The following is a 14,680-nucleotide window of genomic DNA, read 5'->3' on the forward strand; positions in this document are numbered from 1 at the left end:
ATCGTCTGGTGGCTGACTTCCTGACCACCACAGCCAATATGCGCCTGGATCTGACCAACCCCTCGCTGCTTCAGGCGATCGGCGGCGGCTCGTTCATCGTCGATATCGAGCGTGTCGACATCGTAACCGGCTCGGGAGCCGACACTCTGATCGGCGGGGCCCTGTCGGACACCCTGAACGGCTCTGGCGGCGACGACGTTCTGGCCGGCGCCGGCGGAGACGACCGGCTCATCGGCGGCGCCGGTTCTGATCGCTTCGTGTTCGCCGGGGGCTGGGGAAGCGACACGGTCGTTGATTTCGAAGCGGGCGTCGACCGCTTCGATCTTCAAAGCGTCGGGGTCACCTTCGAACAGCTTCAGATCATAGCTCAGGGGACATCGACCATCGTCCATGTCCCCGACCATGGGGAGATCGTCGTCCTGAACGCCACGCCAAGTCTGCTGAAGGCCGAGGATTTCCTGTTCTAGGGTCAGGCCCGCAGGATCTCGAGGTAGCTGGCCGCCGCACGCTCGACGGAGAACACCTTCGCGCGCTCGGCGGCGATCGGGCCTGCGTCAGGGTTATCGAGCACTGCGCTCATCGCCATGGCCAGGCCCGAAGCGTCTCCGACCTTGACCAGAGGCCCGTAGCGTCCTCCGTCGAGGATTTCCTGCGGCCCGCTCGGGCAATCGGTGGCGGCCACGGCCGCGCCGCAGCTCATCGCCTCGACCAAGACGTTCGGAAAGCCTTCCCATCGCGAGCTGAGAACAAGCATCGCGGCTCGCGACATGGCCGCGAAGGGATTGGTGCAAAACCCCGGGAGCGCGACATCGGCGGCGAATGCAGAGCCCGAGATCAGCCGTTCGAGGGCTTGGCGCTCGGGGCCCTCGCCGAAAATGATCAAACGCGCTGGCCGCGTGGCGCGCAACTCAAAGAACCCCGCCAGCAGCGTGGCGAAGTCTTTCTGCTCGTGCAGACGGCCTACAGCGATGATAACCGGAGCCCCGCCATCCTCCAGCCATGGATGCGGGGCCGGGGCCTCGCCGCGAACGGCGAGCCCTGCATCATAGACCGGATTGTGTACGTAGTGGACGATTTCGGCCGGAAGCCGGGCAAAGGTGATGAGGTCCTTGGCCACGCCGTCGGAGACCGCAACGATGCCGTCCGTCCGCGCGTACGCCCACGGAGCGACGGCGTAGGTGATCTTTTCTCGCAAGGATTTCGCCGCTGCGGCCTTGGCCGAAATCTGATTGCGCTCGGAGACGACAAGGCGGCCCCTGTAGCCAGCCAGGGCCGCGGCGATGATAGCGGCGACATTGACGTGAGTAAGAGCGGCCAGAAACGCCCTCGGCTGATAAGTCTTGAGGGCCTTGGCGATCGCGGGAATCGCACCGAAAACCGAACCGCCGCCCAGGTCGCTCATGGTGACGGCCGGGGGTATCTCGGACAGATAATCGCCCTGAGCGCTGACGAGCAGCAGATGAACACGGCGGCCTGCGGCGGCCATGCCGCCGGCCAGCCTTAGCATGGCGCGCTCTGCGCCGCCGCCGCGCAGATCGTGCAGCAGGATGAGGACATCTGGACGGGCTGGCTGGGCGGCGAGGCTCATTGCGGGTCCTTGACCAAGGCTGGGAAGCGGCCAAGAGCCCCCTACCCTGTTGCGAGACGACCGGCTAGTCTCGCCTTCGATTTGAAGGACGGCTTGTTAAAGCGCGCGCACCGCCAGAGCTAATCCGACCCACAGAGCCCCAGCGGCGCCGAAAATGGCGACCATGCGCATGCCGACGGGCCAGGGTCGCGGAAGAGCGGCCTGTTGCTCGGTCTCGAAGTTTCGAAGGAGCGCTTCTTGCAAGGTGCGGCTTTGTGATTGCACAGGCGCGTGGTCAGGTCCTGCTTCCTGCAGGCGGCCGATGTTTGCATCTGGCGCGTTCGCCCCAGCGCTTGAAAGCTCGTTCTTCGCGCTCGCGGCACGCGCCATAGTCAGCCCTCCTCGACGGCTCGAAAGCGCGACGGCGCGACGATCGAACGGTCAATGCGTGAGCTATGCCGTCAACGGGCTTAATCGCCGGTTCTCAGCCATGGTAAAGCAACGCTGAACGGCCTACGGCGTGCGGCCGCCAAGCAGGGCGTTGTGACGCGCCGCGTAGCGTAGCAGGGCCCCGGTTGTTCCAGGCGCGGCGCGCCAGTCGGGCTCTGACGGGCCAGGCGGCGGCCAGGGCAGATCCGGACCGTCGCGCCACCCGCCGGTGCGATCCAACACCGCGCGTCGAATACGTTCGGAAAATCCGTCGGCGAGGGTGGGACGGGCGCCGCAATGGGTGATGGTCGCCCGCACGGAAGCAGGCAAGGCCTGATCCAGCATCACCCGTCCATTGTCGTAAATCTCGACGGTTCCGCTGGTCATCGGCTGGGGCTTGGCCACAGCCGCGCTGACACGATTGCCGTGGAGCTTAGGGCCGTCGACGAGCCAGTTTCCGGAGAAGACAGCTTCTCGGGGCCCTTGACCCTTATCGACATAGACGTGAGCTGCGTTCTCAAAGGGCGAGTAGATGATGTTGCCGACCACACAGGCTTGACTGGCCACGTGCACGGCCGGATTGCGAAAAAAGTTGAAGGCGAAGAGGTTGGAGACGATACGCACGCCGAGATTGCGCCGGCCAATGAGCATGCCCATCGAGTGGGCGCCCTTGGGGTGGGTCCAGTCAGGGTGAGACGTCCCGCCGGCGATCCTCAGCGCCTCAGCGAATATACAATCTTGGACAAGAGCGTCCTCCACCGCGCCGTGGGCGAAGCTGAAGACCTCGTCGCAGCTCCACCCCACGGTGAGGTTGATGGCGCGAAACCCGCGCACCGGTGTTTTGTCGCGACGTGGAAGAACTCTTATTCCATCACGATCCTGAGCGCGGGGCCCTGGTCCTGGCAGCACTGTCAAATGGCGAAGGGTGACGTTGCTGGCCTGAACGCGCAGGCCAAAACGCGAAAAAATGACAGGCTCCGGCGCTGTTTCTCCCATAACGACGATGTCGTCATGGTCAATGACGGTTTCACGGTCGAGTTCGTAGTAACCGCCACGATCAAACACCACCGCGCGCGGTCCCTGTGCACCGCAGGCAGCCTGCCACTCCGCAACGGTCTTAACGCGAAGAATTTTCATAAAGCCCGTCGTCCGTTCCTACCTGCGAGTCTGATCCTGGGCAATTTTGCCAATTTGATGATCGACGATCCCCTCGGAACCGTGGTGCAAGCGCTGCCGCACAATGTTTATTGCAGTCACGAAATGCGCTTGGCGCCACCCCGGGGTTTGCGCAACATGGCGACCTCAACCTTTGCAGGCAGGTCATGGCGTCGCGGATCATTAACTGGGTGCAGGTCGGGCGTCTGATCGGTTGGGAAGAGGCAAAGCTTCTGGCGTCCAAGGCCGGCGGCTCGTTGCTCAAGGAAGACAGCAGTCCAAGCTCGCGCTTCCTGGCGCGCCTGGCGGAGGCGGGCCCCAGCGACAGCGCTCATGAAACCCCCAGCTGGACGGGGGCGCACAAGAATGGGGTTGGCTGGGTCTGGATGGACGGCTCGCCTGTCTCGGCGGAGAAGCTTCGCGATGAGAGCAATAGCGACGCCGATCCTGGCAATGACAGCGCTTATGTCGCTGCGGTGGGACCCTTCCTTGCCGACCCCTACGAAGACGTCTCAGCCTTCCTGATGGAATATTCCGGCTCGCGCGTCGAAGGGACCACCTTCAGCGACTGGTTCTCGCTCGGGGGCGCGGCTCCCGGCGTGACCATCCTGATGGGCGATGGAGATGACTTCTACTCCGACTACAATGAAGGACTGGCGAGCGCGCCTTCGGGCGGCGGCCTCATCGACGCTGGGGCGGGCGATGATTACGTGCTTTCGTCGAGCCTCGTCTTCACAACCGCCTTCGACGGCGACGGTCGCGATGACATCACCCTCGCCAACGGCGTAATCAAGGCCGCCATCGATGGCGACGAGGACTGGCTCACCACCTTCCAGGGCCGGGTCAGCTACGAGCATGCGAGCGAAGGATTGACCACCAGCGCCGGTCCGTTCGGCGCAGTCACGGTGTCCAGCCGAGCGAGCGGGCGCGATATCGTCAGCACGCGGGAACTGATCGGCGGATCGGGCGACGACGTCCTTTCTGGTGTCGAGCGGCTTTCCGGCGGCGGCGGGAACGACAAGCTGACGCCGCTCGCCTACGCGGCGGGCGGACGCGGCGATGATATCCTTGTGGCGGAAGCCGGGCGCAAGGTCGTCCTCCTGGGCGACGCGGGGGCCGACACCTTCATTTTTCGAGGTCAGGCTGAGGCGACCGGAGGCGCAGGCGGCGACCTGTTCGTGTTCAGCACCGGGGGCTTTGCGAGGATCAACGACCTCACAGCGGGTGACAAGCTGGACATGTCGGCGCTGTTCAACGCGACGGTCGGTGATCCGCTCGCAGAGGGCTTTTTGCGCGTAACCTGCACTAACGGCTATACGCAAATCGCCATCGATAGCGATGGCGGCGGAGATGAGTTCGTAGCGATCGCCTCGATAAAGGGCGCGTTCTCCGATCTGTCGGGCTTCTGGCTGCTCTGAGCCGGCGAAGATTCGCGCCACAAGGCCGTAGTCTGCGTCCAACCGCGGCGGCCTGCTGGCAAGCACCTGAAGGTAAGCGTTAAGCCTCTCGCGGCCGCACAAGCGGGCGCCTCGCGCAAGAATTGATTGCCCGGCGAGCAAAGAACCTCACGGTAAATCAATAATCCTTCGGATTCGCCGTGCTGTCACAGCGTTGTGCCAACATGGCGTCTGTGTATAAAGGGCCGCGATCCTCGAAGTGCCCGACGGCCGGCTCTGCCAACGCAGTAAATCGGTCGCGCCCAAAAATCGGAAGACGGTTAATGACAGTTGCGCCTCATCGACGCTTTCTGGACTACCTCGAGGAACATCACCATTCGGCCCTGGAACTGCTTGTTAAGGGCCGCCCAGCGCCTAATCTAGCGTTGCAGGACGCGTGCGACGTCGTCTACACGCTAGAGCTTATTGGACAAACCGGCCTTATCGGCCCCGATGGGGCTCAGGCCTTCTGGGACCACGCTCGTCGTTGGCGGCTTGCTGGGGGTTTGAACGCGGCCGCACCGGACGCTCCCTCGGCGAATGTCCATCTTACGGCTTACGCGCTCGGCGCGCTGCGGCTGCTCTTGAGTCACGACCTTCTGGTCGCCCGGCCGCTCTTTGCGGTCGACGGTTGGAAGATTTCGGACCTGCTCGATGCTGACGCTCGGCCCAAGTGGCCTAAGAAGTGGAGCCACCACAGCTGGCGCGTCAGCCATTGGATCGGCGGTTCGGCGTCGATCGTACTCTCACTGTGGGCCTTGGATCCCGCCGGCGCCGAACGGCGCGGCGTGCCTGCGGTTGATTCGGTGCTCAAGGCAGCCGACAGCCTCATCGATCCACGCACGGGACTGCTCAAATGCTACAAGAGCGATCTCGTGCAAAAAGGCTTCCGAGCCCTTTATCGGCTCAGGCATGATCCCGATGCGGGCGATGTCGGCGGCATCGTCCACCTGCATTGGGTCAATTACGCCACTGGCCGACTGCCCTATAAGGCCGCCGCCCCGCTGTTTGAGCGATCCGTGGCCGTTTCGCACAATCAGCCCTTCATTGAGGCGGCGCCCTATTGTCTGGACTTCGACATCGTCCAGATCATTCGGACCTCGGCTGACGGGCCAGACCTGCCTGATCAGCAAAAGGCGCGCGCCGCGGCGTTCATCGATGACATCGCGCGCTTCTTCGAAACGCACCTGAACGGCGGATATGCGCTGCACAAACTTCCCGGCGCACTAGCGACCCAGCACGAGGCGGCCCTCATCCTGGGTCAAGCCGAGCTTGCTCCGTTGGGTATCGCGCCCATCGACATCATCAAGCGCGCTGGATGGATCTGACCCATGCACAAGGCCCTTCAGCTGCGCCCGCTTAAGATCGTATCGATCGCCTCGTTCATGAACGTCGCCGGCGCCCAGGAGGCGTTGGTTCGGCTTTCGCGGCAGTTGCGCGCCCGCGGCCATCAAGTCGAGGTCCGCTTCCTCTATCAGGAAGCCTCGGCCTTCGAGGGCGATCCCCACGTTAAGGCGTTGATCCGGAGCCCCCGCCTTGGAGCCAAAGGCTATCTGAAGGCTTTCGCCATGCTGCTGGGCGAGCTACGACGCGAGAAGCCCGATGCGGTCATATGCTTCATGCCCCTGGGCACCGTGATGGGAGCGATGGCGGCCTTCCTCGCAGGAGTGCCCATAAGAATCGCCTCCCAAAGAGCGCCTGGGCCCACCTTTGGTAAGCTCATGCGCGCGCTTGACCGCGTCTGGGGCACGATCGGCCTTTATGATCAGATCGTTTGCGTCTCGGGCGCGGTGAAAGACTCGTTCGACAGCTATCCCGCCGCCTACCGCAGGAAACTTTCCGTGGTTCACAACGGCATCGAATGGTCGCCCTCCCGGCTCGATCGTTCGGCGGTGAGGACGCAGTTCGGCCTGCCTCAGGACGAGATCCTCATCCTTGCCCTGGGCCGGATGAAACGCCAGAAGAACTACAGCTTCCTGCTTGAACGTATAGCCGAGACCCCGGGCGCCTTCCTGGTCGTCGCGGGCGACGGCGAGGAGCGTCCGATGCTCGAGGACAAGGTCAAGGCGCTAAACCTCACCCAACGGGTTCGTTTCCTGGGTAATGTCGATCGCGCCGGAGCAGCCGCCTTGCTCGCCGGTTGCGACGTTTTCATCCAGCCAAGCCTGTACGAAGGGCAGAGCAACGCCGTCTTGGAAGCCATGCACGCGGGTCTGCCGATCATCGTCAGCGACATCCCCGAGCAGCGCGAGACGGTATGCGACATCGATGGGACCGAAGCGGCGGTTCTGTGCAAGCTCGACGAGCCGGCCTCCTGGGCGCCGGCCATCAAGGATGTCATCTCCAGCGGGCAACGTCGCGCGGCGTTGGGCGCTATGGCCAAGGCTGTTGTGGAACGGCGCTTCAGCCTGAAAGCGATGATCGACGGCTTCGAAAAGGTTCTGGCTGAGGAGGTCCGAGCATGACAAATGTTCTTGGACGCACAAAAGTGGTGATTGGCGGCATTCCGGTCGAACGCCTCAGCGCCGGCGAGTGGTGCGAGCAGTTGCTCAGCGACTGGCGCGCAATCGGCAGTGGGCACGGTCGCCCAAAGGTCGTGACAACCGCCAATGGGCAGGTCGTTTCCCTGTTCGCCACCGATCCAGTCTATCGCAAAGCCGTGTTGGCGGCCGATCACGTCGCCGCCGACGGCATGTCGGTGGTCAAGGCCTCGCGCTGGAGAGGCCGCGAAGCCATTCCCGAGCGCGTCTCCACCACTGATTGGTTCCACGATGCAGCCCGCGCGGCGTCCGAGCATGGTCTGAAATTCTACATGATCGGCGCCACCGAGGAAGCCAACGAACGCGCCGTCGCCCGGGTCCGGGAGATGTACCCAAAGCTTCAGGTCGTAGGCCGGCGCAATGGCTACTTCAAGGACGAGGAAATACCGGCCATCGCTGAGCAGGTTGCGGCTTCAGGAGCCGACGTACTCTGGCTGGCCGTCGGCAATCCGCGGCAGGTCGTTGTCGCTCACCGCTTCAAGACCCTGTTGCCTCGAGTGACCTGGGTGCGGACCTGCGGGGGATTGTTTGACTTCCTCGCCGGCGAGCGCGCTCGCGCGCCGCTTTTCCTTCAGAAGGCCGGTCTTGAGTGGGCTTGGCGCGCGGCCCTGGAGCCGCGGCGTCTGCTGTGGCGCTACCTGACCACCAATGTCCATTCAACCTATCTGATGGCTTTCCGTTCGGGCCGCGCCACCTAACCCTCCCTTTCCCGCCCCCTCGCGAGCAAAACGACATATGCCAGGCACCATTATCGTCACCGGCGCAGCCGGTTTCGTCGGCTTTCACCTGACCCAAGCCCTGCTGCGACGGGGCGAGCGCGTCGTCGGGTTCGACAATCTCAATCCCTATTACGACCCTGCCCTCAAGCATGGCCGGCTGGCTGAGCTGGCCGGTATGGCGGAGGCGGATCGGTTCACCTTCGTCGAGGGCGATTTGGCCGATCGCGAAGCCGTCAAAGCGCTGATCACGGCTCCAGACGTCGACCGCGTCGTGCATCTGGGGGCGCAGGCCGGCGTGCGTTACTCGATCGACGCGCCCTTCGCCTATCTCGACTCCAACCTATCTGGCCATCTTGGGGTGCTCGAGGCCGTGCGCGCCACGGAGGGGCGGATCAAGCACTTGGTCTACGCCTCCTCAAGCTCGGTCTACGGCAATCGCGCCGAGGGCGCGTTCAGCGAAACCGACGCCGTGGATAGTCCCATATCGCTCTATGCGGCGACCAAGCGCTGCGACGAACTCATGTCGCAGACCTACTCCCACCTCTATGGAATCAAGCAAAGCGGACTGAGGTTCTTCACGGTCTACGGGCCCTGGGGGCGACCGGACATGGCCTATTGGCTATTCACCAAGGCGATCTTCGCCGGCGAGCCGATCAAGGTCTTCAACCAGGGGGCCATGCGCCGTGACTTCACCTATATCGACGACATCGTCGCGGGCGTGATCGCCACGCTCGACAACCCACCGCCCGAACCGGCCAACCGCATCTACAACATCGGCAATCATAATCCCGAGCAGCTGGGTGACATGATCGCCATCCTCGAGCGCGAGATCGGCATCGAGGCCAAAAAGATCATGTTGCCCATGCAGCCGGGAGATGTGGTCTCCACCTACGCCAATATCGGCAAGATGCAGTCTGACTTCGGATGGAGCCCGACGACGAGCCTGGCCGATGGATTGTCCCGGTTCGTGGCGTGGTATCGCCAGCGCTTCATTCAGGCCTGATCAAAGCTGAGCTGCGCATCGCCGCCGCCTCCGGGCGGCGGCGTTTTTGCGCCTGCCTCGCTGATGCGGCCGCAGACAGCATGGGCCGGCAACGTCGAGCGGTTGAGGCCGGTCGTGACGTCCTTGGCGATGTCCCCCCTCCCCTCCCCGCGCCGCCCATCCGCGCGGCCTATGTCGGGAAGAAAACACTTCGCTTTCGCGAAAGTAGAGCAGCCCCTGTCTGCAAGTGGGCCAACGGCGAAAGAATCTTTCACGCGACCACAGTTAGCGAACGACGTTCTCTGCTTTTGTGTCATAATGCCTCCCAGCTGGCACACACGCTGCAAGCCTGACACTCGGCGCGCCTAGGCGAGCCGAAATGACGCAGGTGGCCGGTTGACGGGGGAAGAATGCGCAGGCGCGAGCGGGGTGAGCGTTGGATTCAGGTTGAAGCTCTGTGCCTTTGCGCGGAGCTGGAACGGCGCCACGGCGCGGTCGTCCCTGTGCATCTGGATCAAGCGAGCGGGGATGAGCGGCTCATCGCGGAGGCTCGGCGAATTCTGGCGCGTCAGCGCGGGCCATCGCGCCGACCAGATGTGAGCGTCGGCCCAGGCGCCATGCACCAGACGGGCAACATGCACACTTATTGATCAATAGCCGGAACGAAACCACGATTTCGGACTTCAACATCCGCCGGGGGCACAACCGGCAAACCAATCGGGGGAAACGTCAATTGCTCACCCGGACCAGTCACCGTCGTCCGCCTGCCGCGGCCGATATGGGCACAGCGGCGCGACCCTATCAGAGAGCTTTTGACATCGCGATCGCCGCGGCTCTGCTCTTGTTCTGGACCCCGACGCTATTGCTGCTTCTGGCCTATGCGAGGATCGCATACGGCCGGTCCGGGCTCATCAAGGTCCAAGTTCTTGGGAAGGGTCAGCGCGGTTTCTCACGGGTGATGCTCATGCCGGATTTGGCGGAGCTGGCGATATGCCGTGACACCGGCTTGTGCCTGGCGCCAGGGGCTTTCAATGTGCTGGCCGGCGAGATGTCGATGGTCGGACCTGTCGCGGTCGACGCGGAACGGGAAGCTGTTTTGCGCAGCGTCGCGCCCGAGTTCGCCAGGCGCTACCAAGTTCGGCCTGGATTGATCGGACCCTACGACGGGACGATCAATCTTCTGACCGTGCGAACGGCGGCCAAATCCGAAGCCGACTATATCCAGAACTGGAGCTTGCTAGGCGACTTGCGGTTGATGGCAAGTCGGCTCGTTGCGTTCGGACAAATCGCTTCACGAGAAGAATAGGCGGGCGACAACGATGACGCCGGCCCAAAGGGCGATGTTGAGGGCGATCGCCGCAAGGCGAAACATGCCAGGGCTGATGGTTAACCGCTCGCGGCGATGGGATATGTAAGCCATCACAAACCTCTTTTTCTCCCAACCGTCAAAAACGTACTCCACACACGCTTGAGATACGTTCGGGAGCGGCCAGGGTTGCAACATTCTCCCTTCAAGCAAAGTAAAATCGAACGCGCGCGCCAAAACGTCGCGTTGTTTTTGACGCGGGCGGCAAAACGTGCGGCTTTATCGGCCGCGCGCGAGGCTGTTTGCGGCGAAATACTCGCTAGTCAGATATCACCGCCCGTTCCAGGCTGCCGACGGCGTCTTGAAGTTGGTTGAGACGGGCGCGGAACGCCGTGTCAGTGCTGAGCTGGCGCGGCGCTGACTTGAGTCGGTGCAGCGCTCGCGCGGTCGACGCGGCGGCCAAAGGGTCGAAAGCCGACAAGAGCTTGTCGACCACCGGCCGCTCGGCGCGCACCTTTGGTTTGGATCCGCCGCGATGAGCCTGGTCCCCGTAGCGCGCCCGGAAGTCAGCCAACAACGCCTCATTGGTTGGAACGCCCGACGGCGGCTTGGCCTTGGCGCGGGCGCGCATCTGAACCAGCGCCTGCTTTGCGCGCGCCGGCGCAACGAAGTGGGGGGCATAGACAAGATCCAATGAGCGGGTCCAGTCGTGCCACTTGAGGTCTAGAATCTTTTGCGAGGTCACGACCGGCACCCACGGCACGCGGAGCGTATCGGACAGGATCGCGCCGTGCATGGCCTCTGTAATCACCACATCGGCGCGCTGAATGGCGCTGATCACGCGCTCTACGCTCCAACGCGGATCAATATAGTCGAGATCGGCGAGTTGACAGACCTTGGCCCAGTCCCCGGTCAACGCCGAACTGATGTGGGGAATGTATGCGGCGCGGGGGCCGCGCTCGATCGGTTGGCACTCGGGCAGCGTTGCTAGGAGAGCCGCGCCGTCCGTGGCGGCTCGGTCGGGCTGACTGACCAGAGCCGCGGTCAGCGGACCGCGGACGGCCAGGATCTTCGCAGATTCGATGATCTCAGGCGCGGCCAGGCGGCCGTAACCCGCACCCGAGCCGAGAATGAAGACGCGGGCGTCGCCGAGCGATTCTCTGCTGAGACGGTCGGCGTTTAGAATGGTGCCGATGCCCACCAGAACAGTGTCGGGCGCGTCCCAAACCCGGGGGTCCAGAACCCTACGCCACAGGCTCTCGTTGAGATCGTCGCCGAAATTACCGTGTTCCGCATGGAAGTGTAGAACCTGCATCAGGGGTGCTGGGCCTTTCCGGTATGATAAACTTCGGATTCCGCTCAATGGTTGAGCGACGTTGCCGCGGCTGACGTGCAATCCGACGCCGGCGTGGAGTTCACGCTGTGCTTTGTCATCTGCCGTCGCTATCTGGTTGATTGAGGACAGAGCGCCTCATGGCATGGATTGATGACCGGCGTCGACCTCGTCGGTGTTAATAAGGATCATGACTTATGGCGGAACTGAAGGTTGCGGTCGTCATACCCTTCTTCAACGGCGCAGCGTTCATTTCTGAGGCGCTGGCCATGCTTGCGGCTCAGACGCGCCGTCCAGACCAGATCATCATCGTTGACGATGGGTCGGATCCTCACGACGCAAAGGTGCTTGCCGAATGCGCCGCCGCGTATGGGGCGACAGTTTTGATTCAAGTAAACCAGGGCCCTGGCGTGGCGCGAAACTCGGGCGTGGCGGCGGCGGACGCTCAGCTCATCGCTTTCCTCGACGTCGACGATGTCTGGGATGACGACAAGCTGGAGAAGCAGGTCGCATGCTTCCTAGCCGACGAGGGTCTGGACCTGGTGATGTGCGAGAGCCGCACGGCCAGGCCCGACGGGGGCATCGACCACGTCAGCACCTTGGCCAAACTTGAGCGCGATCGCTTCGTCGAACTGATCCTCAAGGGGCGCATCCATTCGTTCACCTCGTCCATGCTGTTCAAGCGTAGCTTTTTCCAGCGACTAGGCGGCTTCGAGCCTGGGCTGCGGTTCCGAGAGGATCATCTGCTTCTTATGCGAAGCCTACTTGAAGGCCGGGTCCATATCCTTGCCGCGCCGCTGTCGACACGCCGCCTTCACCCCAACAGCATGTCGGGCGCAGGCGCAAATCCTGACCTCACCCTGCGCCTTCAGCGGGCTGAACTTTTCTGGACCTACGCCGGTCGTTTTGTGCCGCGCCTCCGTAAGCGCAGCCTGCTGGCGTTCGAAATGCAGCGCCTGGCCAAGAACTACATTGTCGCGGGCAGGCCGACGGCGGCGATCGCCGCTGCTGTCCATGCGTTTCTGCTCGAACCCACCCGTCCCAAGCGTTTGGCGTATGCGGGGGCGGCCGTCTGGAGCTGCGTTCAGCCGGGTCGGTTCGATCACTGGCATTCTGGCCTGGCCTCGATGCGCAAACTGCGCACCAGGCGCTAAGACGCCACCGCCCTAATCCTGATAATACCGATTTTCGAAGTCGACATAACCGGCTTGCGACGTCCAGCTGAACCGATGCGGACGACCGCGAGCGCGTCGTCGCTGGTGCCGGGCGCCCTGAGGAAACATCAGAAATGCGCCGCAGGCGCTCATCAGACCAAGAAGAAGCAGCGCCAAACTCCGCTGCCCCTCCCCGCGCATCGCGTAGCCCAGGGAAGCGACAAGCGAACCGACAGAGGCTATGCAAAGCAAAGTAATGATGGCGGCGATCAAGCGCTTCACGAGTCTGGGCCTCATTGGCGGTCAGGCGACATGTTTATATCGCAGTCATCTTCGACCCGCCTGGCAAAACGAAGGCGACCCAGCCGAGTTGCGGACATAATAGCGCATGAGACGGCCCGAAGCTGCAATGCCTAACCTTGCGGCGCCTTAACGCCTGTCCATGCTGAGCGGTGAAGCAAGGAGCGTTATTGGCCGGTTGCAGCGTGGCTTCTGTCGACGTCACGCTGCGGTTTTCGGCCCCTGCGTTCATTCGACAGCTCCTCGAAGAGCATTGTTGTGTGACGGGGCCGCAGACCTTATCAAGGGTCGCCCGGAAACGGCCATCCCCCGGCTCGGCGACGGGCGTCGCTCCCTCGTAGATCTCGACTTGCGAGGGAGCGACCTTCATCGTCCTGCCTTACGGGATGGTTCAGCGGCAGGTCAGGGCGCTGAACGAGTCCAATCCTCGGCTGAGGGCTTGGCTTGCGCTGGCAATCCGCTGCGGTCCCAGACAAGGCGCTCCCCAGGCTGCAGCCGAACCGTCGCGCCGATCCGCGGAGTAGTCAGCTCGACGCGCGCCGTGCGAGCGGTGACATCGACCCCTCCGTCTGGGGTGAAGCCAAGATCCACAAGGCCGTTGGCAGCGTCGATCCGCGCGTCTCCCGCCTCGATCACGGCCGGTCGACGCACTTCGATCCGGGCCCTGCCCTGTTCGAGCCTGAGGACTTCACCCTCGTAAGTCTGGTTGACGCTGACACGACTGGCGCGGTCAAGAACGAGGCGACGGCCATCGGCCAGCTGGTCAGTGCGAACCTCGTCATGCCCCGTCTCGTACACGCTCTTCCCAGGGGAGGGCGGTTGAGATCTGGAGCAGCCGCCGCTCGCCAGGGAAACGGCGATGACCGCAAGGCCGGCGGCCGACATCCAAAAGCGAACCGGCAAAGGCCCGTGAGCGGTGCTCGGCCCTGATAACGATTCCATGTCGACTCCCTGGCTGCAGCGTCGGGTGAAAGGGACTGCTGACCGCTCGCAGATTCTCGCCGGCGCCAGGTTCTTGCGCAAGAAGGACAAGCATCGCCAGGCTCGCATCTATGCTGGCGAGCATGCAAGGCAGAATGCTTGCCTAGGCGCCTTTGCTGTGCCCCGTCCTACGGCTCGAGCCGGCCGGCGGACCAGCCTTAGCGCGTTACGGACCCGAGCCCATCGTGCGGCGAGCGCGTCGAACCGCCTTCAGCAAGCTGGCCGCAAACCGCCGCGCTCGCAGCTTCGACGCGCCGATCGACCAAGAGGGGGTAGAGCGCCGTCAACAAATCCCGGCGGATATCGCCAGCGCCGGTTGCACCCAGATCGACGAGCAGACGTTCATGGAGATCTTCCAGCTGTTCCAGCGGCAAGCGCTCAAGATCATGCCGCGTATTCACCTGGCATCCCGGCATCAGCAGCGGCGCCAACTGGGTGAGCGTTTCGATCGGCGTGCGCGGCGCGTGCACGCCAAGTTGAACCGCTACGCGCTTACCAAACAGGCCACGCCAAGACCAGTGCCCCATCATCCGCCGAAAGCCTTCCCTCACCCTTCAAAGAACAACGATCTTTGGGCGGCTAGGGATCCGCTCGATTTGTCTTTCAGACAGCGACGGCGACCTCATCGGCCGCAATGCCTCCATAGCGCCGGTCACGGCTGCGATACTCCGCGACGGCGGCGGCCAGGTGTTCGGGCCCATAGTCAGGCCACAGCACATCCTGGAACACCAGTTCTGCGTAGGCGCATTCCCACAGCAGGAAATTCGAGATCCGGTGC

The 14,680-nt window shown here is 63.2% G+C and carries 15 protein-coding genes; 8 read left to right on the forward strand and 7 right to left on the reverse strand.

From position 1 onward, the window contains the following. Positions 1-467: M10 family metallopeptidase C-terminal domain-containing protein (locus tag DDF67_RS25415; RefSeq protein WP_408608558.1), on the forward strand; the 467-nt coding region annotated here is incomplete at its 5' end. Between the two features lie 2 nt (positions 468-469). Here DDF67_RS25415 and DDF67_RS25215 read toward each other — a convergent pair. Further along, complete coding sequence (locus DDF67_RS25215) at positions 470-1,588, reverse strand: glycosyltransferase (RefSeq protein ID WP_146197917.1); 1,119 nt, start codon at positions 1,586-1,588, stop codon at positions 470-472. A 492-nt stretch (positions 1,589-2,080) separates the two neighbouring features. After that, a complete protein-coding gene (locus DDF67_RS00235) occupies positions 2,081-3,133 on the reverse strand; it encodes a hypothetical protein (protein WP_146197918.1) in 1,053 nt (350 codons plus the stop codon). Between the two features lie 185 nt (positions 3,134-3,318). On the opposite strand from DDF67_RS00235, the gene DDF67_RS00240 reads away from it, so the two are divergent. The 6 genes from DDF67_RS00240 (at position 3,319) to DDF67_RS00265 (ending at position 10,134) form a co-directional block, all read left to right on the forward strand. Continuing rightward, on the forward strand, positions 3,319-4,569 hold the full coding sequence (locus DDF67_RS00240) for a lectin-like protein (protein ID WP_109098975.1): 1,251 nt from the start codon (positions 3,319-3,321) through the stop codon (positions 4,567-4,569). Between the two features lie 302 nt (positions 4,570-4,871). Next, the gene (locus DDF67_RS00245) at positions 4,872-5,915 is read left to right on the forward strand and encodes a hypothetical protein (protein ID WP_109098976.1); all 1,044 of its coding nucleotides are present in this window, start codon (positions 4,872-4,874) and stop codon (positions 5,913-5,915) included. A gap of 3 nt (positions 5,916-5,918) precedes the next feature. Continuing rightward, complete coding sequence (locus DDF67_RS00250; protein WP_109098977.1) at positions 5,919-7,052, forward strand: glycosyltransferase family 4 protein; 1,134 nt, start codon at positions 5,919-5,921, stop codon at positions 7,050-7,052. Then, positions 7,049-7,825, forward strand: a complete 777-nt coding sequence (locus tag DDF67_RS00255) for a WecB/TagA/CpsF family glycosyltransferase (protein ID WP_109098978.1) — start codon at positions 7,049-7,051, stop codon at positions 7,823-7,825. The genes DDF67_RS00250 and DDF67_RS00255 overlap by 4 nt, the downstream gene beginning before the upstream one ends. A 37-nt stretch (positions 7,826-7,862) precedes the next feature. Then, entirely contained in the window at positions 7,863-8,849 is a 987-nt protein-coding gene (locus DDF67_RS00260; protein ID WP_109098979.1) for an NAD-dependent epimerase/dehydratase family protein, read from the forward strand. Between the two features lie 712 nt (positions 8,850-9,561). Next, on the forward strand, positions 9,562-10,134 hold the full coding sequence (locus DDF67_RS00265) for a sugar transferase (RefSeq protein ID WP_146197919.1): 573 nt from the start codon (positions 9,562-9,564) through the stop codon (positions 10,132-10,134). A 319-nt stretch (positions 10,135-10,453) separates the two neighbouring features. Here DDF67_RS00265 and DDF67_RS00275 read toward each other — a convergent pair whose 3' ends face one another. Further along, a complete protein-coding gene (locus DDF67_RS00275) occupies positions 10,454-11,449 on the reverse strand; it encodes a polysaccharide pyruvyl transferase family protein (RefSeq protein WP_109098982.1) in 996 nt (331 codons plus the stop codon). Positions 11,450-11,664: 215 nt separating this feature from the next. Between DDF67_RS00275 and DDF67_RS00280 the strand changes: the two genes are divergently transcribed. Further along, positions 11,665-12,621, forward strand: a complete 957-nt coding sequence (locus tag DDF67_RS00280; RefSeq protein WP_109098983.1) for a glycosyltransferase family 2 protein — start codon at positions 11,665-11,667, stop codon at positions 12,619-12,621. Between the two features lie 12 nt (positions 12,622-12,633). On the opposite strand, the gene DDF67_RS25220 is transcribed toward DDF67_RS00280, so the two are convergent. The 4 genes from DDF67_RS25220 to DDF67_RS00295 form a co-directional block, all read right to left on the reverse strand. After that, entirely contained in the window at positions 12,634-12,903 is a 270-nt protein-coding gene (locus DDF67_RS25220; RefSeq protein WP_158277963.1) for a hypothetical protein, read from the reverse strand. 420 nt (positions 12,904-13,323) lie between these two features. Then, positions 13,324-13,863, reverse strand: coding sequence for a FecR domain-containing protein (locus DDF67_RS00285; protein ID WP_158277964.1), 540 nt, complete (start codon positions 13,861-13,863; stop codon positions 13,324-13,326). Positions 13,864-14,060: 197 nt separating this feature from the next. Continuing rightward, positions 14,061-14,432, reverse strand: coding sequence for a hypothetical protein (locus DDF67_RS00290; RefSeq protein ID WP_109098985.1), 372 nt, complete (start codon positions 14,430-14,432; stop codon positions 14,061-14,063). Between the two features lie 73 nt (positions 14,433-14,505). Continuing rightward, positions 14,506-14,680 (reverse strand): undecaprenyl diphosphate synthase family protein (locus DDF67_RS00295; RefSeq protein ID WP_199229101.1); only part of this gene is annotated, 175 nt, incomplete at its 5' end.

The sequence above is a fragment of the Caulobacter endophyticus genome (assembly GCF_003116815.1).
Lineage (GTDB): Bacteria > Pseudomonadota > Alphaproteobacteria > Caulobacterales > Caulobacteraceae > Caulobacter > Caulobacter endophyticus.